Consider the following 19,976-nt stretch of genomic DNA (forward strand, 5'->3'; position numbering starts at 1 on the left):
GAGCGATGCGATGCACACAGCGAACATCTACGCGGAACAAGGCGGCGAAGGCGCTGACCTGCTGCTCATGCTGCATGGCATGGGCGCAACGGGAGCCGTGTGGTCGCCCATGTGCGACATGGCGAGCACCCGCTGGGCCGGGCGCTGGCTCGCGCTGGATTTGCCCGGCCACGGCCGCTCCGGCCGGCAAGACTCTTATGCGATCGGCCAATGCGCCGCAACCGTTGCGCGCGCCGCGCTGCCGCACGTCGATCCCGCAGGGCGGCTGCTGGTGCTCGGGCATTCGCTCGGCGGGGTGATCGCCCTTGCACTGGCCACGGGCTGGTTCGGTGTGGCGCCGCACCGGGTCTTTGGGGCCGGCATCAAGGCGGCGTGGAGCGACGATGAACTGCGCCGCATGGAAACGCTGGCATTGCAGCCCGCAAAGCAGTTTTCCACCGAAGAAGAGGCGCGGGAGCGGTACCTGAAGGTTTCAGGCCTTGCGGGAATCGCCGATGCATCGGCGGCTGCCGCTGCAAGAGGCGTGGAGCGCGACGCCGATGGATGGCGCCTGGCGATGGACCCACGGGCCAATGCGGTCGGCAAACCGCCGCTGTCCGAACTGATGGCGCTGGCCCGCTGCCCCGTTCACCTTGGCCGCGGGCGCGACGATGCGTTGGTGACAATGGAGCAGACCCGAGCGCTCGACCCTGATGCACGCGACCTCGGGCCGCACGGCCACAACGTGATGATCGAGGCACCCCAAGCAGTTTGGGACTGGGTCGCTTCGTTCACCTGACCCAGGCGTCATTGCCCGTCAGTGGGTAGCGTGCCCACCACTGCCAGGGCGCCCTGGCGCGATCGCATGACGACGCCTTCGCCCGACGCCAGCGCGACGCCCGTCAGTGCACTGATGTTGGCCTGGTGAGTGGTCACCACGAGTACGCCCGGGCCGCGCCAGGCCAGGAGCAACGCCCGTGCGCGCTCTGTTTGCTCGGGTTCACGCGATCGATCGGAGAACAGCGAATTGAACGCACTGTCGACACGAGCCTTGATGGCGGGAAAGGCCAAGGTAGCGGTATCGCGCGCACGGCACCATTCGGACGTAAGCACGGTGGACACCGCAATGCTGCGCTCGCGAAACCGCTCGCCGATGCGGCGCGCCTGCTTGCGGCCGGTGTCGTCGAGGTTGCGTTGGGTGCTGCAGTCGTCCAGGCGCATGCCGGGCGGGTCTCCAATTCCAGGTGCCTCGGCATGCCTGAACACAACGACATCGCCATTGCGCAGCGCGCCCCACCCGGTGTCGGTCTGGCCCGGGCCTGGCGCGCAGCCCAGCACAAGGGCACTGGCCAGCAGCATGCATACGGCAGCGCGGTTCATGTGAACTCCTGGTACAGGTCGACGCCGACTCGAGCCCTATAGTAAAGACCCCCCCTCACCTTGAAAAGGAGTACCGCTCGTGTCCACGACACTTTCATTCAGGCCATTGGAAGAAAGCGACTTTCCGATGCTCCACGAATGGGTTCGGCGGCCCCACGTCGCCGAATGGTGGAGCGAGCCCAGCACGCTGGAAGATATAAAGGACGAGTACCTGCCAACGCTCGACGGCAGGTCGTCGACCAGGGCATTCATCGCCAGCCTTGACGATGACCCGATCGGGTTCATCCAGGTCTATGTGGTGCAAGGCTCCGGAGACGGGTGGTGGGAAGACGAAACCGATGCCGGCGCGAGAGGCATCGACCAGTTCCTGGCAGACGCCGCGCGATTGAACCAGGGCCTGGGCACCGCAATGATCAAGGCCTTCGTCGACCGGCTCTTTCAAGACCCAAGGGTTTCGAAAGTGCAGACAGACCCCTCGCCCGAGAACGCACGTGCCATACGGTGCTACAGAAAAGTCGGCTTCAAGGACGTTGGCGAAGTCATGACGCCTGACGGGCCTGCGCTGCTTATGCGGTGTGAGCGAGAAGAGCCGAGCTCACGGAGGCGTCTGTGACCGACACCCGCAACATCCGCATGCTCACGCGCTACACGGCCTGGGCAAACTCGCGCCTCTTCGGAGCACTGGCCGAGCTGCCGCAAAGCGAGGCCGTTGCATCCGCATTGGGCGACATGGTCAAGACGCTGAATCACGCCTATGTGGTCGACCTGATCTGGAAGGCTCATCTCGAAGGAGAACGCCATGGTTTCACTTCGCGCAATACGGAAGTGATGCCAAGCCTTGGGGAGCTTCGCGATGCACAGGCGCTCATCGACGGTTGGTACATCGACTACGCCGGCCGGATCTCCGGCACGGCGCACGATGAAGTCGTGCACTTCGAATTCGTCGACGGCGGCTCAGGCGCGATGACCCGGGGCGACATGCTGCTCCACGTGGTGAATCACAAGACCTACCACCGCGGATACGTGGCGCAGATGCTTTACCAGGCATCGGTTCGTCCCCCGACGATGGACTTGCCGGTGTTCTTGAGAGATGTTCCGCTTGTTCTTTGAGGAGCAGAAGACATGCAGATTCGCAGCGCTGCTGCTTCCGACCTCGAGGCGGTTTATCGGCTCCTTTCGGCTAACGGATGGGCCCACCGGATCGCTGATGCCGAGTACCTCGGCCACTTGATCTCGGCATCGCATACGTCGGTAATCGCGCTGGCAGATGGCGAGGTTGTCGGCTTTGCGCGCGCCATCAGCGACGGCCTGTCCAACGGATACCTGTCCATGGTCGTGGTCGCCGAGCCCTTCCGCCGGAGAGGAATCGGACAGGCGCTCGTCCAACACATCGTAGGTTCGGAGACAAGCATCACGTGGGTGCTGCGGGCGGGCAGACCCGGGGCCGCCGAATTCTTTGCCAAGCTGGGTTTCAGAACCTCGTCGGTTGCGATGGAGCGCTCGCGAGGCCAGCAGCGCCAACAGACACACCTCGAGCGCAGGCTCACCGCGATGGTGGCCGCGTCAGACCCGCTGATGGCCGCGCTGCACGCCGTCCATTCGCTTCAACTCCAGTCGTGGTGCATCGGGGCCGGTGTCATCCGCTCGTTGGTGTGGGACACCCTTCATGGCTTCGACCACCGTTCCGCCGTCGAAGACATGGACGTCGTCTACTTCGATGCGAATGCCGGACCGGAGCAGGATGCGTACCTCGAAGAGCAGCTTCGCTCAGCCATGCCAAACCTCTGCTGGGAAGTCACGAACCAGGCCGGCGTCCATCGCTGGTTCGCCGACGCCCTCGGCCAGGTTGTTGCGCCGCTCGCCTCGCTTGAAGAAGGCGTTGCGACGTGGCCGGAGTTCGCTACGTGCGTTGGCGTGTACCTCAACGACGACGGAACACTGGGCGTCGTTGCTCCGCATGGGCTCGACGACCTTTTCGAGCTGCGCGTTCGGCACAACCCGCAGAGGGCAAGCGCTGCGACCTACCGCGAGCGCGTTCAGGCCAAGCGGTTTGCCGAGCGGTGGCCCCGGCTTTCGATCGAAGCGGCTTGATTGCCCAATGAACTGAACGCCTCGGAGAGCGACAGCACACGGCCGCAGTTCACCGCCTGGTAGCCCGGCAGCCGGTTCACCGCCTGCTGATAGGCATCGCTGCGCAGAATGTCCAGCATGCGCTGCACGATGGGCGCGGCGAGCGAGCGTTCGTCGCACAGCAGAAAGTAGCGCTCCACCTGGTTGGAGATGAAGTCCAGCTTGAACTGCCGCGCGGGTGTTTCCACGCCGTAGCCCGCGTCGGCCATGCCGCTGGCCACGAAGGCGGCCACGGCCGCGTGCGTGAACTCGCATTGCTCGTAGCCCTTGATCGATTCGGGCGCAATGCCCTGCTCGCGCAACTGAAGATCGAACAGGTAGCGCGTGCCTGATCCCGCCTGCCGGTTGATGAAGCGCACATCGGGGCGCGCCAGGTCGGCCAGCGAGTAGATCTTTTTCGGGTTGCCGGGCGCGACCATCAGGCCCTGGTGGCGGGTTGCCATGCCGATGACCTTCTGCGTATCGGCGTTGAGCCAGGCGCCGTAGTGGGTGACGGCTTCGGCCTCGAACGCGCCGAGCGGCACATGAAAACCCGCCACGTCGCAACTGCCGTGATGCAGCGAGGCCACAGCCTCTTCGCTGCCGCAGTAGCGCAAATCGCCCGGCACCTGCGCCGCGGCCAGGAAGCCGTGCAACGCCTCGATGGCAAAACCGTGGCTGGCATGAATGCGCAGCAAGTTGGGCGCGGTGGGAATCAGCTTTTCTATTTCAGCGCCCAGCTCGGAGGCCAGCGAATCGAGCAAGGGCGACAGGCGCGCCGTGATGCGGCGGTCTGCCCACACCAGCTTTTCGCCAAGCGGCGTGAGGCTGGAGCCCTTGCCCCGCTGCATGGCCACGAGCGGCTGGCCGAACATGGCTTCGCCCTGGCGAATGAGCTCCCAGGCATGGCGGTAGGACACGCCGGCCTCCGTGCAGGCGCTGGACAGGCTGCCGTGCTCCAGCACCTTCACCAGCAGCTCGATCACCCGCGGCGCCAGGGCTGCGCCATCGGGCTGGCGAATGGTCCATTGCGGCTTGATGTGCACTTCATGCATAGGTTTAGGCTTTTCAAAGCATATTTATTGGGCCGGTCGCATCATATTGTGGCACTTGATGCTGCTCCATACACTCGCGCAACCACGGGTATGGCAACTCCGAAATTAGGAGATGAAAAGCATATGACAGAGACGACAGATACGGCAGGCCTGGGCATCGCGGCATCCATTGCCGCCGCGCACAAGGACGTGCCCGGCGGGCTGCTGCCCGCGCTGCACGGCATACAAGACGCGCTGGGCTACGTGCCGCCCGATGCGGTGCCGCTCGTGGCCGAGCAGTTCAACCTGTCGCGCGCCGAGGTGCACGGCGTGGTCAGCTACTACCACCACTTTCGCTCTGCGCCGGCGGGCCGGCTGCTGGTGCAGGTCTGCCGGGCCGAGGCCTGCAAGGCGATGGGTGCGGACGCGCTGCTGGCGCATGCCGAGCAACGGCTGGGCTGCGGCGTGCATGGCACCTCGGCCGACGGCCAGTACTCGCTGGAGCCGGTGTTCTGCCTTGGCCTTTGCGCCTCGTCGCCGTCCATTGCAATCAACGACGAAGTGCATGCGCGCATCACGCCGGCGCTGTTCGACGAAATCGTCGGGGAAGCGCGGCAAGCCTCATGACCACCACCATTTATGTTCCCCGCGACTCCGCCGCACTGGCGGTGGGCGCCGACCGTGTGGCCCGGCAGATTGCAGCCGAAGCCCTTGCGCGCAACCTGCCGGTGCGCATTGTGCGCAACGGCTCGCGCGGCCTTTTCTGGCTGGAAACGCTGGTCGAAGTGCAAACACCGCAAGGCCGCGTTGCGTACGGTCCGGTCACGCGCGCCGACGTGGCCGGCCTGTTCGACGCAGGCTTTCTTGACGGCGGCGCGCATGCGCTGAACCTGGGCCTGACGGAAGAAATCGCCTACCTGAAGAAGCAGGAGCGCCTGACCTTTGCCCGCATGGGCGTGACCGACCCGGTGTCGGTGGCCGACTACGAGGCGCACGAAGGCTTTGCGGGGCTCCGCCGCGCGCTGGCAATGGCACCGGCGGATATCGTGCAGCAAGTGCTCGACTCCGGATTGCGCGGCCGCGGCGGCGCCGCCTTTCCGGCCGGCATTAAGTGGAAGACGGTGCTGGCCGCGCAGGCGCGCCAGAAATACATCGTCTGCAATGCGGATGAAGGCGACTCGGGCACCTTCTCGGACCGCATGACGATGGAAGGCGATCCGCTCATGCTGGTCGAAGGCATGGCCATTGCGGGCATCGCGACGGGCGCGACCGAGGGCTACATCTACGTGCGGTCGGAATACCCGCATGCCATTGCCACGCTGAACGAGGCCATCGGCAATGCGGAGCAGGCGGGCTTTCTGGGCGACGACATCCTGGGCTCGGGCCGCAGCTTTCGCTTGATCGTGCGCAAGGCCGCGGGTGCCTATGTGTGCGGCGAAGAAACCGCGCTGCTCGAAAGCCTGGAGGGCCGCCGCGGCATCGTGCGCGCCAAGCCGCCGCTGCCGGCGCTGCAGGGGCTTTTCGACCAGCCCACGGTCATCAACAACGTGATCACGCTGGCGTCGGTTCCCCTCATCCTGGCGCGCGGGGCCGACTTCTACAAGCACTACGGCGTGGGCCGCTCGCGCGGCACGCTGCCGTTTCAGCTGGCCGGAAACATCCGGCACGGGGGCCTCGTCGAAAAGGCGTTCGGCCTCACGCTGCGCGAGCTCCTGTACGACTTTGGCGGCGGCAGCGCGAGCGGCCGGCCGATCAAGGCGGTGCAGGTGGGCGGCCCGCTGGGCGCCTATGTGCCCGAATCGCAATGGGACCTGCCGCTCGACTACGAGGCCTATGCCGCCGTGGGCGCAGTGGTGGGCCATGGCGGCATCGTGGTGCACGACGACACGGCCGACATGTCGCAGCTGGCCCGCTACGCCATGGAGTTCTGCGCGATCGAGTCGTGCGGCAAGTGCACGCCGTGCCGCATCGGCTCCACACGCGGCGTGGAAGTGATCGACAAGATCACCAGCAACCAGAACCGGCCGCAGCAAGTCATTTTGCTGCGCGACCTGTGCGACACCATGCTGCACGGCTCGCTCTGCGCCATGGGCGGCATGACGCCCTACCCCGTGTTGTCCGCCATCAATCACTACCCGGAGGACTTCGGCATCGAAGCCCCCGACCGCGCTGCAGCCTAAGTTGACCAGGAGCCACTCCATGCTGAACCCATCGCAAGACATCGACTACGGCACGCCCAGGCGCGAGTCCACCGAGGAAGTCACGCTCGAAATCGACGGCATGCCGGTGACGGTGGCCAAGGGCACCTCGCTGATGCGCGCCGCGGTGGACGCGGGCGTGCAGGTGCCCAAGCTGTGCGCCACCGACAGCCTGGAGCCCTTCGGCTCTTGCCGGCTGTGCCTGGTGGAGATCGACGGGCGCAAGGGCTACCCGGCGTCTTGCACCACGCCGGCAGAGGCCGGCATGAAGGTGCGCACGCAAAGCCCCAGGCTGCAGGAGCTGCGCAAGGGCGTGATGGAGCTCTACATCTCCGACCATCCGCTCGACTGCCTCACCTGCGCCGCCAACGGCGATTGCGAACTGCAGGACATGGCCGGCGTGACCGGGTTGCGCAACGTGCGCTACGGCTATGACGGGGCCAACCACCTGAAGAGCGCCAAGGACGAGTCCAACCCGTATTTCACGTACGACCCGTCCAAGTGCATCGTGTGCAACCGCTGCGTGCGTGCCTGCGAAGAAACGCAGGGCACCTTTGCGCTCACCATCAGCGGGCGCGGCTTCGAGTCGCGCGTGTCGCCGGGCCAAGACCAGCCCTTCATGGAGTCCGAATGCGTGAGCTGCGGCGCCTGCGTGCAGGCCTGCCCCACCGCCACGCTGCAGGAAAAATCGGTCATCTGGCTGGGCCAGGCCGAGCACAGCGCCATTACCACCTGCGCCTACTGCGGCGTGGGCTGCGGCTTCAAGGCCGAGATGAAGGGCAATGAAGTGGTGCGCATGGTGCCGTGGAAGGACGGCAAGGCCAACGAAGGCCACTCCTGCGTGAAGGGCCGCTTTGCCTGGGGCTACGCCACCCACAAGGACCGGGTGCTCAAGCCCATGATCCGCAGCAAGATCACCGACCCGTGGCAAGAGGTGAGCTGGGACGAAGCCGTCAACTACGCCGCCAGCGAGTTCCGCCGCATCCAGGCCAAGTACGGCACCGATTCCATCGGCGGCCTGGTGTCGTCGCGCTGCACCAACGAGGAGGGCTACCTGGTGCAGAAGCTGGTGCGTGCGGCCTTCGGCAACAACAACGTCGACACCTGCGCGCGCGTATGCCACTCGCCCACCGGTTACGGCCTGAAGCAGACCATGGGCGAATCGGCCGGCACGCAGACCTTCAAGTCGGTGGAAAAGTCGGACGTGATCATGGTGATTGGCGCCAACCCGTCGGACGGCCACCCGGTGTTCGCATCGCGCATGAAAAAGCGCCTGCGCGCCGGTGCGCGGCTGATCGTGGTCGATCCGCGCACCATCGACCTGGTGAGGTCGCCGCACGTCAAGGCCGACTATCACCTGAAGCTCAAGCCCGGCACCAACGTGGCGGTCATCAGCGCCATGGCGCACGTGATCGTGACCGAAGGGCTGGTCGACGAAGCCTTCGTGGCCGAGCGCTGCGAGCCCAAGTCGTTCAACGAGTGGCGCGAATTTGTCGCACGCCCGGCCAACTCGCCCGAGGCCATGGAAGAAGTGACCGGCGTGCCGGCCGCCGACCTGCGCGCCGCGGCGCGGCTGTTCGCCCAAGGCCACGACGGCAAGCGCAATGCCGCCATCTACTACGGGCTGGGCGTGACCGAGCACAGCCAGGGCTCGACCATGGTGATGGGCATTGCCAACCTGGCCATGGCCACCGGCAACGTGGGCCGCGAAGGCGTGGGCGTGAACCCGCTGCGCGGCCAGAACAACGTGCAGGGCTCGTGCGACATGGGCTCTTTCCCGCACGAGCTGCCTGGCTACCGCCATGTGTCCGACAGCACCGCGCGCGGCAGCTTCGAATCGGCCTGGGGCGTGGAGCTGCGGCCCGAGCCGGGCCTGCGCATTCCCAACATGTTCGATGCCGCCATTACCGGCAGCTTCAAGGGCCTGTACTGCGAAGGTGAAGACGTGGTGCAGTCGGACCCGAACACCCAGCATGTGGCCGAGGCCATGATGGCGATGGAGTGCATCGTGGTGCAAGACCTGTTCTTGAACGAGACGGCCAAGTACGCGCATGTGTTCTTGCCGGGTGCGTCGTTCCTGGAAAAAGACGGCACCTTCACCAACGCCGAGCGGCGCATCTCGCGCGTGACCAAGGTCATGCCGCCCAAGGCCGGCTACGCCGACTGGGAGGTGACGCAGCTGCTCTCCAACGCGCTGGGCTACCCCATGAACTATTCGAGCGCCGAAGAGATCATGAACGAGATCGCCGCGCTCACGCCCACCTTCACGGGGGTGAGCTACGCCAAGCTGGCAAAACTGGGCAGCGTGCAGTGGCCGTGCAACGAGGCCGCGCCCGAAGGCACGCCAACCATGCACATCGACGAATTTGTGCGCGGCAAGGGCAAGTTCATCATCACGCAGTACGTGCCCACCGACGAGAAGGTCACGCGCATGTACCCGCTGATATTGACCACGGGGCGCATCCTCTCGCAGTACAACGTGGGCGCGCAGACCCGCCGCACCGAAAACAACCAGTGGCACAGCGAAGACCGGCTCGAGATCCATCCGGCCGACGCGGAGGACCGCGGCATTGCGGAGGGCGACTGGGTCGGCATCCGCAGCCGGGCCGGCGAAACCGTGCTGCGGGCCACCATCACGGAGCGTGTGCAGCCGGGCGTGGTGTACACCACCTTCCACTTCCCCGAATCGGGGGCCAACGTGATCACCACCGACAACTCCGACTGGGCCACCAATTGCCCCGAATTCAAGGTAACCGCGGTGCAGGTGATGCCGGTGATGCAGCCTTCGGAATGGCAGCAGGAGTACAGCCGCTTCAACGCGCTGCAGGAAGAACTGCTGAACAAGCGGCTCGGCGAAACGGCAGAAACAGCGGTGGCCAAATGAACCTGGCCGACATACCGCTGCGGCCCGGAGGCGCCGAGTTGCTGCCCGTGCGCTGCGTGCGCGCACGGCAGGCTTTCGACAACCGCGACTGGGTGGCCGTGGAGATACCGGTTGCTCTGGAGTTCAACGGCATTGCGCACGCCGTGATGCTTGCAACACCCACCGACCTGGCCGACTTTGCGCTGGGCTTCGCGCTCAGCGAGGGCATCTTGCTGGCGCGCGGCGAGCTCTACGGCATCGAGGAAGAGTACGGGCCCGAGGGCATCACCCTGAAGCTCGAAGTCGCAAGCGCGGCCTTCGCGCGGCTGAAGGAGCGGCGCCGCTCGATGGCCGGCCGCACGGGCTGCGGACTGTGCGGCACCGAAAGCCTCGCGCATGTCGCGCGCGCACTGCCGGCCTTGCCGCCGGGCCCCTCGCTCTCGAAGAGCGCTGTGGCCCGCGGCATGCGGGAGCTTGCATCGCTGCAGGTGCTGCAGAAGGTGACGGGCGCCGTGCACGCGGCGGCCTGGTGCACGGCAGAAGGCGAGGCCCTGCTGGTGCGCGAAGACATCGGCCGGCACAACGCGCTCGACAAGCTGGTGGGTGCGCTTGCCAAGAGCACGCTGGCCGCTTCCACCGGCTTCATCGCCGTGACAAGCCGCGCGAGTTTCGAGATGGTGCAAAAGACCGTTGCGGCCGGGGTGCCGCTGCTGGCCGCGGTGTCGGCCTCGACCTCGATGGCCACGGCCTTCGCGCAAGAATCAGGACTGACGCTGGCGGGCTTCGTGCGCGGCGACGACCTGGTCATCTACACCCACCCGGGGCGGCTGAACGGCCAGCCCGCAACCGCCCGAGGTTTTCAGCAATGCATGTAGACCAGCTGATTCGCATGGTGAACCAGATGGGCAGCTTCTTCGAAGCCATGCCCGACCGCGGCGAAGCCCTGCAGGACTTGGCGCTGCACCTCAAGCGCTTCTGGGAGCCGCGCATGCGCAGGGAGCTGCTCGCGCACCTGGATGCGGATGGAAGCGGGGCGTTGAACCCGGTGTCGGCCGAGGCGATTCGCGTTCACCGGGCGCTGCTCGAATAGCACTGCAGGGCCCCGCCCCTGCATCAATCGATGCTGATATTCGCGGCCTTGGCCACCTCGGCCCATTTCACGCGGTTGTCGTGCACGGTCTTCTTGAACTGCGCTGGCGTTTCGATGCGCACGGTGTTGCCCTGGCTTTCGAAGCGCTCGCGGATGTCGGGCTGCTCCAGCACCGCCTTCACCGCGGCGTTGAGCTTGTTGACGATCTGCGCATCGGTGCCCTTGGGCGCGAAGATGCCGAACCAGATCGAACTGTCGAAGCCCTTGGTACCAGGGAGACCGCTCGAGGCGATGGTAGGCACCTCCTTGACGGCCGCCACCGGGTTGGCCGTGGTCACGCCCAGCAGGCGCACCTTGCCCGCCTTGTAGTGCGGCAGCACCGTCTGCACCTGGTTCATGATGCAGCAGGTTTCGCCGCGCACCACCGACGTGATGGCCTCGGGCCCGCCCTTGTAGGGCACGTGCACCATGTTCAGGCCAAGGCGCGAATTGAATTCGGCAAAGGCCATGTGCGTGCCGGCGCCGTTGCCTGTAGACGCATAGTTGTACTTGCCGGGGTTGGCCTTGACGAGATCGACGAACTCCTTCAATGTCTTTGCGTTGATCACCTCGGGGTTGATGGTGAGCACGTTCGAAACATCGAGCACCGGCGCCACGGGCACGAAGTCGGCCTCCACGTCGAACGGCAGCTTCTTGTAGAGCGCGGCGTTGCTGCCGTGCGTGGCGGCGGTGCCAAAAGAGAGCGTGTAGCCGTCCGGCTTGGCGTGGGCCACGTATTCGCTGGCAATGTTGCCGGCCGCGCCCGACTTGTAGTCGATGATCACGGGCTTGCCCAACTGCTTTGCAAGCGGCTCCTGGATGGCGCGGGCCACCACGTCCACGCCGGAGCCGGCCGGAAAGCCCATGATCAGCGTGACGGGTTGCTGGGGCCACTCGGCCTGGGCAAATGCGGCGGACGACGCGGCCACGCACAGGGCGGCGCCGGCCAGCAGCAGGCCGGGCCGAAAGAAACGTGAAAAGGGAGAATGAGTCATGACTGTCTTTCCTCGATGCGGGCGGTGCAGCCCGGGATTGTGGCGCGCGGTTCATGCCCGATCCGGTATGAGCTTATGCGGGGCGCGCCCGCATCGCAGTACCTCTCCATAATCGCCGCATGGTCCGCCCCACCCAACAACTCCACCCCGCACGCGAGCCGGTGCCCGTGCGCGCGGCAGCCACCGTGCTGCTGCTGCGCGATTCCGAAGCCGGCATCGAAGTGCTGATGACGCGCCGCTCGGACAGAGCAAGCTTCGCGCCAGGCGCCTATGTGTTTCCCGGCGGCCAGATCGATGCGGCCGACGAAGCCGCCCAGCGCATTGCCACGCACCGCCCGACGCAGAGCGGACTTCAACTCACGCAGGCTATCGCGGCCATTCGCGAAGGCTTCGAAGAACTGGGCGTGCTGCTCGCGCGCCATGCCGACGGCCGGCCGGTGAGTGCGGAAGACATCGCGTCGATGGACCGCAGCACCACGTCGCCCGTTTCCTTTGTGGCGCAGTGCGAGCAACGCGGGCTGCTGCTCGCCTCCGATCAGGTCTTCACCCTTGCGCACTGGATCACCGACCGGGACTTGCCAAAGCGCTTCGACGTGCCCTTTCTGGTGGCGCGCATGCCCGAAGGCCAGACGCCCACAGCCGACGAAAGCGAGCAGTTCGAGCCCTGCTGGGTGCGCCCGGCCGATGCGCTGGCGCGCCACGCGGCGGGCAGTTTCTTCATGATCTTTCCGACGGTGCGCACGCTGCAGCGGCTGGCGGCCTATGCCAAGGTCGATGCGGTTCTGCAAGCTTGCGCCGGCGAAAAGCCACTGTGGACCAGCTGCCCGCGCGCCGGGCTGCTCGGCGGGCAGGATGCGCGCTACATGGAAGGCGAATCGCCCTACGGCGAGCTTGCGCTGGTGTGCCCCGACGGCCAATTGCTGCACACGCTCGACTGGCAAAGCGAGCACGCGGTGCCGCTGCTCAAGAACGTGCAGCGCCTGACCGCACCCAATTCAGGCGCCATGACCGGCCCGGGCACCAACAGCTACATCGTGGGCGATGCGGCCACGGGCTACCTGGTGATCGACCCCGGGCCGAACGATGCCGCGCACATCGGCCGGCTCTGGCGTGCGACGCAGGGCGACATCCGCATGATCGTGTGCACGCATTCGCATGCCGACCATTCGCCCGGCGCGGCGCCGCTGCAGGCGCTGTGCAAAAAGGCAAAGCCGCCGATCCTCGGGCTTTCTTCTGCGCCCACGGCGCGCTCTTCCGCGCGCTTTGCCGCCGAGCGCGAACTGCTCGACGGCGAGCGCCTGGTGCTCTCGGGCACCGACGCCGAAGGCCAAAAAATCACCCACACGCTGCGCGCCATTCACACGCCCGGCCATGCCGCCAATCACGTGTGCCTGGTGCTGGAGGAAGACGGACTGCTGTTCTCCGGCGACCACATCCTGAACGGAAGCACCACGGTGGTCGATCCGCCCGACGGCGACATGAACGCGTACCTCGATTCGCTGGACAAGCTCGACGCGGCATGCGCGGCCAGTGAAATGGGCGGCATCGACTTCATCCTGCCGGCGCACGGCTACGTCATCGGCAGTGCGCGCACCGCCATCGCCCAACTGAAAGCGCATCGCCTCAAGCGCGAAGCCAAGATTGCATCCGCCATGAAGAAACTCCCCCAAGGCACGCCCGAAGACTGGCTGCCGCTTGCCTACGACGACGTGCCCGAGCGCATGTGGCCCGTGGCGGCCCGCTCGCTGGCCGCCCACGTGGCGCGCATCCGGCAACTGGCTTCCGCCCAATGACCGGCGCCAGCGAAGAAGGCATTCGCCTTGCCAAGCGCGTGGCCGCCATCGCCGGCTGCTCGCGCCGCGAGGCCGAGCTGCTCATCGAAAACGGCGCGGTGCGGGTGGACGGCGTGCCCGCGCTGCTGCCGCAGTCGCGCGTGCAAGACCACCAGAAGGTCGAGATCGAAGCCGGCGCCAAGCCCGAGCCGGTGCTGCCCGTCACGCTGCTGCTGCACAAACCGGCCGGCATGCCGACCGACAACGCGCACCGGCTGCTGGTGGCCGCCAACCATCACGAGCCGGAGCGCGCGGGCATGCGCTTTCTGCCGGCGCACGCCAAGGGGCAGAACTGCATGACGCCTCTGGAAACCGGCGCCAGCGGCCTCGTCGTGTACACGCAGGATTGGCGCATCGAGCGCAAGCTGCATGAAGACGCGGGCGTGATCGAGCACGAGGTCATGGTCGACGTGGCGGGCACGGTCAGCCCCGAGCAGCTGGTGCGCTTCGAGCGCTCGCCCGCGCGCGTGAGCATCGGCCGCCAGGCCGACGATCAGACGGGCCTGCGCTTTGCGCTGAAGGGCGCGCGGCCGGGCCAAATCGCGCACCTGTGCGATGACGCAGGGCTGCGCATTCTTGCGATGCGGCGCATTCGCATCGGCCGCGTGCCGCTGTCGGGGCTGCAGCCCGGGCAGTGGCGTTATCTTTCGCCGCACGAACGCTTCTGACACGACAACGACAACAACAAGAAAGAAGCTGTCGGGGGAAAAAACAGATACAGGGACAGGTACAGGGACAGGAGAAAAAATGAAGTTCGGAATCAAGACCGCCGCACTTGCCTGCACAGCGCCTCTTGCGCTGGCGGGCTGCAGTTATCTCGCGCCATTGCTGCCCAACCAGGCGCCGCCTGCGCCACCGGCGCCACCACCGGTCGTTTCTCCCAGCGGGCTCGCACCCATCACCGAAGAGCAGGTGGAGCGCATCCGCGAGGCGATCGTCGCCAAGCCGCCCACGCCGGCCGTGGCCAAGATCGTGCGAAGCGCGGCGCCGACCATCGAATCTTTCGTGCGGACCGAAGGCTGCATCACGGCCCGCAACGGCGCCGTGCTCAACCCCTTTGCGGCGCCGGGGCGGCTGTTCGACGGCACGGGTTTCCAGGGCGGCCCCATGGCCGAGATGCAGTACCACGACAGGACGGCCTGCGTCACCGTCAAGCGCATCCAGAACTGGAAGATGGTGTCGCCCAAGCTGCTGCGCTTCGACGTGGTGTACGTGGGAGACGACGGCGAAGAGCGCTCCGTCAGGCGGCATGAGCTGATGCGCCAGCCCAAGGGGGGCTGGCTGTTCACGCGCTGAGCGTGCGCTCCGCGGCAGCTGCGCAATGGCTCGCTGCCCCGGGGCAAGAAAAAGTGTGAAGCCCGCCGATAAGCCGGATTCTGTGCGTTGGAGTTGCCCCCAACGTGACCGCCATTACTCTGGGCCGTTTGTCGCCAAACGGCTCGATGCCACCTACCCGCCAGCTCAGCGGAACCACCTCGATACTGGCCTACTTGGTGTTGCTGCGCGCAGAGATTGCCCGTTTCACCCGAACTAAATCGGCTCGTCTCTGTTGCTCTGATCCTCACCTCACGGTGGAGAGTCGTTAACTCCTGCGCTGTCCTGTGCAGTCCGGACGTTCCTCCAGTGCGGTCTTTCGACGCGGCGCCTTGCGGCGTCGCCCCTTTCGGGCTTGCACCAGCGGCGGTCTGGCGTGCTTCACGGAGGGAATTATCGCCTGATCCCCTCGCATCCGCTGGCGGCCCGTTTCACAATGGCGCTTCGATTGACCTGCCCTGCCCCATAAAGCCCAAGGAGATCCAATGAAGGCCCAGAACATCCTCCAGACCATCGGCAACACGCCGCACATCCGCATCAACCGCCTGTTCGGCAATGCGAAGCAGCAGGTGTGGATCAAGTCCGAGCGCGCCAACCCGGGCGGCTCCATCAAGGACCGCATTGCACTTGCAATGGTGGAAGACGCCGAGAAATCCGGCGCGCTGAAGCCCGGCGGGACCATCGTGGAGCCCACCTCGGGCAATACCGGCATCGGCTTGGCGATGGTTGCGGCCGTCAAGGGCTACAAGCTCATCCTGGTAATGCCCGACAGCATGTCGATGGAGCGCCGCCGCCTGATGCTGGCCTACGGCGCCACCTTCGACCTGACGCCGCGCGCCGGCGGCATGAAGGCCTCCATTGCCCGCGCGGAGGAAATCGTGGCCGGCACCCCGGGCGCGTGGATGCCGCAGCAGTTCACCAACCCCGCCAATGTCGACGTGCACGTGCGCACCACGGCCGAAGAAATTGCGGCCGACTTTCCGGACGGCATCGACGTGCTGATCACCGGCGTGGGCACCGGCGGCCACATCACGGGCGTGGCGAGGACCCTCAAGAAGAAGTGGCCCAAGCTGCAGGTGTTTGCCGTGGAGCCGGTGGCCTCGCCGGTCATTTCGGGCGGCCAGCCCTCGCCGCACCCGATCCAGGGCATTGGCGCGGGCTTCATTCCAAAGAACCTCGACACCTCGCTGCTCGACGGCGTGCTGCAGGTAGACGCCGAGCCGGCCCGCGAAATGGCGCGCCGCTGCGCGGTCGAAGAAGGCATGCTGGTGGGCATTTCGTCCGGCGCCACGCTCGCAGCCATTGCACAGAAGCTGCCCACGCTGGCACCCGATGCGGTGGTGCTGGGTTTCAACTACGACACCGGCGAGCGCTACCTCTCGGTCGAAGGCTTCCTGCCGGCCTGATCAGCTATCTCTTTCATAGCGCCCCGGGCGCGTAAAATCTGCGGCCTGCTTGATAACCACAAGCCACACCGACATGCTGAGACTCTCTGAAATCAAACTGCCGCTCGACCACGACGACGCGGCGCTCCCACAGGCCATTGCCACCGCCCTCGACACGCCGGTTTCCAGCGTGCGCGAGTTCAAGGTGTTCAAGCGCAGCTTCGACGCGCGCAAGCCGCAGCTGCTCCAGGTCTACATCGTCGACGTGCAGCTGGCCGACGACAAGCTCGAGGCCGCGCTGCTCGCAAAGCGCGCCGGCCACCCGCACATCCAGCCCGCGCCCGACATGCGCTACACGCCGCCGGCGCAAGCGCCCGAGGGTGCGCCCCGGCCGGTGGTGATCGGCTTCGGCCCCTGCGGCATCTTTGCGGCGCTGATGCTCGCGAAGATGGGCTTCAAGCCCATCGTGCTCGAACGCGGCAAGACCGTGCGCCAGCGCACCCGCGACACCTGGGGCCTGTGGCGCAAGAGCGTGCTCAACCCCGAGTCGAACGTGCAGTTCGGCGAAGGCGGCGCCGGCACCTTTTCGGACGGCAAGCTCTACAGCCAGATCAAGGACCCGCGCTTCCTCGGCCGCAAGGTGATGGAAGAGTTCGTCAAGGCCGGCGCACCGCCCGAGATTCTCTACGTCGCGCATCCGCACATCGGCACCTTCAAGCTGGTGAAGGTGGTGGAGAACATCCGCGAGCAGATCGTGGCGCTGGGCGGCGAAATCCGCTTCGAGCAGCGCGTGACCGATGTGCAGATCGAAAACGGCCAGCTTCGCGGCCTTACGGTGGTCGACCAGGCCACCGGCCAAGGCAGCGAGCTGCGCGCCGACCACGTGGTGATGGCGCTCGGACACAGCTCGCGCGACACCTTTGCCATGCTGCACCAGCGCGGCGTACACATCGAGGCCAAGCCCTTTTCCATCGGCTTTCGGGTCGAGCACCCGCAGGGCCTGATCGACCGTGCGCGCTGGGGCCGGCATGCGGGCCACCCGCTGCTTGGCGCGGCCGACTACAAGCTGGTGCATCACGCAAGCAACGGCCGCTCGGTCTACAGCTTTTGCATGTGCCCGGGCGGCACCGTGGTGGCAGCCACCAGCGAGCCGGGCCGCGTGGTCACCAACGGCATGAGCCAGTATTCGCGCAACGAGCGCAACGCCAACGCGGGCATCGTGGTGGGCATCGACCCGCGCGACTTTCCGGGCTGGACGGCGGAGACCGCGGGCGATGCGCTCGCCGGCATCGCGCTGCAGCGCGAGCTCGAATCGAACGCCTTCGTGCTTGGCGGCGGCGACTACCGCGCGCCCGGCCAGCTGGTGGGAGACTTCATCGCGGGCAAGCCTTCGACCGCGCTCGGCAGCGTGCTGCCGTCGTACAAGCCCGGCGTCACGCCCACCGACCTGCACCAGGCATTGCCGGCCTACGCCATCGAGGCGATGCGCGAGGCCTTTCCCGCCTTTGGCCGCAAGATCAAGGGCTTCGACCTGCACGATGCCGTGCTGACCGGCGTGGAAACGCGCACCTCGTCGCCGATCCGCATCACGCGGGGCGACGACTTTCAAAGCCTCAACGTGCGCGGCCTGTACCCGGCCGGCGAAGGCGCGAGCTACGCGGGCGGCATTCTCTCGGCCGGCGTGGACGGCATCAAGGTGGCCGAGGCGGTGGCACGCAGCGTCACCGGAACGTAAGGAGCCACGGCCATGTCCAGCAACAACAACAGCGAAGACGACTTCCACTTCTACGAGCCCGCCAAGGGCCATGGCCTGCCGCACGATCCGTTCAATGCAATGGTCGGTCCGCGGCCGATCGGCTGGATCTCGTCGCAGGACGAGAACGGCGCGCTCAACCTCGCGCCATACAGCTTCTTCAACGCCTTCAACTACACGCCGCCGATCGTCGGCTTTGCGAGCATCGGCGCCAAGGACAGCCTGCACAACATCCGCCAGACGCGCGAGTTCGGCTGGAACCTGGCCACCCGGCCGCTGGCCGAGCAAATGAACCAGTCGTGCGCGGCCGTCCCGCCGGAGGTGAACGAGTTCGAGCTCGCGGGCCTCACGCCAGCGGCTTCGCGCAACATTGCGGTGCCGCGCGTGGCCGAAAGCCCGGTTTCGTTCGAATGCCGGCTCACGCAGCTGCTGCAGCTCGAAGGCGTGAACGGCGAGCCGGTGCCCACATGGCTCATCCTCGGCGAAGTGGTGGGCGTGCACATTGCACGGCACCTGCTGAAAAACGGCATTTACGACACGGCTGCCGCGCGCCCCATCTTGCGTGGCGGCGGCCCGGCCGACTATTTCGAGATCAGCCCCGACAATCTCTTCAAGATGTTCCGACCGCGCTGAGCGCGAGGGAACATTGCTTTTTTTCTGCCTGCTGCCAACCTGACAAGAACCGACCGATGACCGACACCGCCACGCCTCAAGAAGAAATCCAGGAAGTCCAGCAAACGCAAACCGAGGGCGCTGCCCAGCAGCCCCGCGCCGAGGGCGGCCGCCCGCCCCGGCAGCCGCGCCAGCCACGGCAGCAGCAACAGCAAAAACAAAAGCCCGGCAAGCAGGCCGCGCAGCAGCAACAGCCGCAGCGCGCGCGCAAGGTGCACCCCGCGCTCGAAAAGCTGTTCGAGCTTTATCCCGGCATGTTCGGCGCGCGCTTCCTGCCGCTCAAGCTCGGCGTGTTCCAGGACCTGCTCGAAAAGCACCCCGACGATTTCAAGAAGGACGACCTGAAGGTCGCGCTCGGCCTGCATGCGCGTTCCACGCGCTACCTCGAGGCGGTGGCGGCGGGCCTTCCGCGGCACGACCTCGACGGCAACGTGGTGGAACCCGTGGCGCCCGAGCATGTGCACCACGCCATCCTCGAGCTGCATCGCCGCCGTGCGCAGCGCAATCCCGGCGAAGACCTGCGTCCGCAACTGGTGGCACGCATTGCCCGCGCGGTGGAAGCATCGGGCCTCGACCGCGAAGCCTATGCGGTGCTGGTGCGCTCGCGCGACGAAGAAACCAACGCCGTGCTCGACGAGGCGCTGGCCGAACTGGGCCGGCAAGCCGCCAAGCGCGAGGCGCTGCTGCGCGCCTTCGAGGCGAGCGGGCGCGACAGCGAGCAGGCCTTTGCCGAGATGTACGGCATGGACGCCGACGAAGTGACGCGCACGCTCGCACGCGCACGCGCCGAGCGCCAGCCGGCAGCTCCGGCGGCCTGATCGCCCCGGCCGTTGCCGCTGCAGCACCCGTGACCGACTTCGCGAGCTTCGTGGCACCGGCGGCCTCTGCGGGCGCCGCGGAGGCGGATGCGATCCGCGAGGCCTCCGCCTGCCTCGACCGTTTTACCGATCGCTTCAATGCCTGCGACACCGCGGGCATGGACGGCGAGCTTCACTTTCCGCATGTGATGCTCTCGGGCGCGCAGCGGCTCGAGTGGCAGGCGCCCGGCCACCATCCGGTCGATTTCTTCGAGAAGCTCAAGGCTTCTGGCTGGCGCCTCACGCGCTACCAGTCGAAGGAAGCCGTACTGGCCAGCGCCGACAAGGTGCATTTCGTGGTCACCTACACGCGTGAAGACGAGGCCGGCACGGTGCTCAGCACGCACCGCAATCTCTGGATTGCCACCCGCGTTACGGGGCGCTGGGGCATTTCGCTGCGTTCGTACTGACGAAGCTTCGGCCCCCATTAAAAAAGCCGCCACGGTTGCCCGTGACGGCTTTTTTGTTGGCTCGGC

At 66.3% G+C, this 19,976-nt stretch carries 20 protein-coding genes and 1 other RNA gene; 17 read left to right on the forward strand and 4 right to left on the reverse strand.

Features of this window, described 5'->3' with window-relative positions:
- The first annotated feature begins 10 nt into the window (after positions 1-10).
- Entirely contained in the window at positions 11-778 is a 768-nt protein-coding gene (locus tag V9K97_RS16325) for an alpha/beta fold hydrolase (RefSeq protein WP_337297436.1), read from the forward strand.
- A gap of 8 nt (positions 779-786) precedes the next feature.
- Here the strand turns inward: V9K97_RS16325 and V9K97_RS16330 are convergent, their stop codons facing one another.
- The gene (locus V9K97_RS16330) at positions 787-1,359 is read right to left on the reverse strand and encodes a histidine phosphatase family protein (protein WP_337297437.1); all 573 of its coding nucleotides are present in this window, start codon (positions 1,357-1,359) and stop codon (positions 787-789) included.
- A 79-nt stretch (positions 1,360-1,438) separates the two neighbouring features.
- Here V9K97_RS16330 and V9K97_RS16335 point away from each other — a divergent pair, with 79 nt between their 5' ends.
- Genes V9K97_RS16335 through V9K97_RS16345 form a run of 3 tightly spaced genes read left to right on the forward strand, consistent with a single transcriptional unit; the run spans position 1,439 to position 3,450 of the window.
- Positions 1,439-1,972: a GNAT family N-acetyltransferase gene (locus V9K97_RS16335; protein WP_337319298.1), complete on the forward strand. Its 534-nt coding sequence runs from the start codon at positions 1,439-1,441 to the stop codon at positions 1,970-1,972.
- Positions 1,969-2,469, forward strand: a complete 501-nt coding sequence (locus tag V9K97_RS16340) for a DinB family protein (RefSeq protein WP_337319300.1) — start codon at positions 1,969-1,971, stop codon at positions 2,467-2,469. The genes V9K97_RS16335 and V9K97_RS16340 overlap by 4 nt, the downstream gene beginning before the upstream one ends.
- Positions 2,470-2,481: 12 nt before the next feature.
- Entirely contained in the window at positions 2,482-3,450 is a 969-nt protein-coding gene (locus V9K97_RS16345; protein WP_337319302.1) for a nucleotidyltransferase family protein, read from the forward strand.
- On the opposite strand, the gene V9K97_RS16350 is transcribed toward V9K97_RS16345, so the two are convergent.
- Positions 3,396-4,523: a helix-turn-helix transcriptional regulator gene (locus V9K97_RS16350; protein ID WP_258503986.1), complete on the reverse strand. Its 1,128-nt coding sequence runs from the start codon at positions 4,521-4,523 to the stop codon at positions 3,396-3,398. The genes V9K97_RS16345 and V9K97_RS16350 overlap by 55 nt on opposite strands.
- A gap of 123 nt (positions 4,524-4,646) precedes the next feature.
- Between V9K97_RS16350 and V9K97_RS16355 the strand changes: the two genes are divergently transcribed.
- Genes V9K97_RS16355 through V9K97_RS16375 form a run of 5 tightly spaced genes read left to right on the forward strand, consistent with a single transcriptional unit; the run spans position 4,647 to position 10,653 of the window.
- Positions 4,647-5,129, forward strand: a complete 483-nt coding sequence (locus tag V9K97_RS16355) for a formate dehydrogenase subunit gamma (RefSeq protein ID WP_258503985.1) — start codon at positions 4,647-4,649, stop codon at positions 5,127-5,129.
- Entirely contained in the window at positions 5,126-6,682 is a 1,557-nt protein-coding gene (locus V9K97_RS16360; protein WP_337319305.1) for a formate dehydrogenase beta subunit, read from the forward strand. Before V9K97_RS16355 ends, V9K97_RS16360 begins: the two co-directional genes overlap by 4 nt.
- 19 nt (positions 6,683-6,701) lie before the next feature.
- Positions 6,702-9,584, forward strand: a complete 2,883-nt coding sequence (gene fdhF / locus V9K97_RS16365; RefSeq protein WP_337319307.1) for a formate dehydrogenase subunit alpha — start codon at positions 6,702-6,704, stop codon at positions 9,582-9,584.
- Positions 9,581-10,438, forward strand: a complete 858-nt coding sequence (gene fdhD, locus V9K97_RS16370) for a formate dehydrogenase accessory sulfurtransferase FdhD (RefSeq protein WP_337319309.1) — start codon at positions 9,581-9,583, stop codon at positions 10,436-10,438. The genes fdhF and fdhD overlap by 4 nt, the downstream gene beginning before the upstream one ends.
- A complete protein-coding gene (locus V9K97_RS16375) occupies positions 10,429-10,653 on the forward strand; it encodes a formate dehydrogenase subunit delta (protein WP_157611998.1) in 225 nt (74 codons plus the stop codon). Before fdhD ends, V9K97_RS16375 begins: the two co-directional genes overlap by 10 nt.
- A 23-nt stretch (positions 10,654-10,676) precedes the next feature.
- Here the strand turns inward: V9K97_RS16375 and V9K97_RS16380 are convergent, their stop codons facing one another.
- Positions 10,677-11,687, reverse strand: a complete 1,011-nt coding sequence (locus V9K97_RS16380) for a Bug family tripartite tricarboxylate transporter substrate binding protein (RefSeq protein ID WP_337319311.1) — start codon at positions 11,685-11,687, stop codon at positions 10,677-10,679.
- A gap of 119 nt (positions 11,688-11,806) precedes the next feature.
- Here V9K97_RS16380 and V9K97_RS16385 point away from each other — a divergent pair, with 119 nt between their 5' ends.
- From V9K97_RS16385 to V9K97_RS16395, 3 genes are all read left to right on the forward strand, one after another.
- Positions 11,807-13,480 (forward strand): MBL fold metallo-hydrolase, encoded by a 1,674-nt coding sequence (locus tag V9K97_RS16385; RefSeq protein WP_337319313.1) that lies wholly within the window; start codon positions 11,807-11,809, stop codon positions 13,478-13,480.
- Complete coding sequence (locus V9K97_RS16390) at positions 13,477-14,187, forward strand: RNA pseudouridine synthase (protein ID WP_258503978.1); 711 nt, start codon at positions 13,477-13,479, stop codon at positions 14,185-14,187. Before V9K97_RS16385 ends, V9K97_RS16390 begins: the two co-directional genes overlap by 4 nt.
- 79 nt (positions 14,188-14,266) lie before the next feature.
- Complete coding sequence (locus tag V9K97_RS16395) at positions 14,267-14,815, forward strand: hypothetical protein (RefSeq protein WP_337319316.1); 549 nt, start codon at positions 14,267-14,269, stop codon at positions 14,813-14,815.
- A 53-nt stretch (positions 14,816-14,868) separates the two neighbouring features.
- On the opposite strand, the gene rnpB is transcribed toward V9K97_RS16395, so the two are convergent.
- Positions 14,869-15,216, reverse strand: an RNA gene (gene rnpB, locus V9K97_RS16400) — RNase P RNA component class A.
- Between the two features lie 102 nt (positions 15,217-15,318).
- Here rnpB and cysK point away from each other — a divergent pair.
- From cysK to V9K97_RS16425, 5 genes are all read left to right on the forward strand, one after another.
- Positions 15,319-16,239 (forward strand): cysteine synthase A, encoded by a 921-nt coding sequence (cysK, locus tag V9K97_RS16405; RefSeq protein WP_337319318.1) that lies wholly within the window; start codon positions 15,319-15,321, stop codon positions 16,237-16,239.
- A 73-nt stretch (positions 16,240-16,312) separates the two neighbouring features.
- Complete coding sequence (locus tag V9K97_RS16410; protein WP_337319320.1) at positions 16,313-17,953, forward strand: NAD(P)/FAD-dependent oxidoreductase; 1,641 nt, start codon at positions 16,313-16,315, stop codon at positions 17,951-17,953.
- Positions 17,954-17,965: 12 nt separating this feature from the next.
- Complete coding sequence (locus V9K97_RS16415) at positions 17,966-18,604, forward strand: flavin reductase family protein (protein WP_337319322.1); 639 nt, start codon at positions 17,966-17,968, stop codon at positions 18,602-18,604.
- 56 nt (positions 18,605-18,660) lie between these two features.
- On the forward strand, positions 18,661-19,461 hold the full coding sequence (locus V9K97_RS16420) for a ProQ/FINO family protein (protein WP_337319324.1): 801 nt from the start codon (positions 18,661-18,663) through the stop codon (positions 19,459-19,461).
- A 29-nt stretch (positions 19,462-19,490) separates the two neighbouring features.
- Positions 19,491-19,910 carry a hypothetical protein gene (locus tag V9K97_RS16425; RefSeq protein WP_337297452.1) on the forward strand — a complete coding sequence of 140 codons (420 nt, stop codon included), beginning with the start codon at positions 19,491-19,493 and terminating at the stop codon, positions 19,908-19,910.
- Positions 19,911-19,976 lie beyond the last annotated feature (66 nt).

This window comes from Variovorax sp. CCNWLW186 (assembly GCF_037203865.1).
Lineage (GTDB): Bacteria > Pseudomonadota > Gammaproteobacteria > Burkholderiales > Burkholderiaceae_C > Variovorax.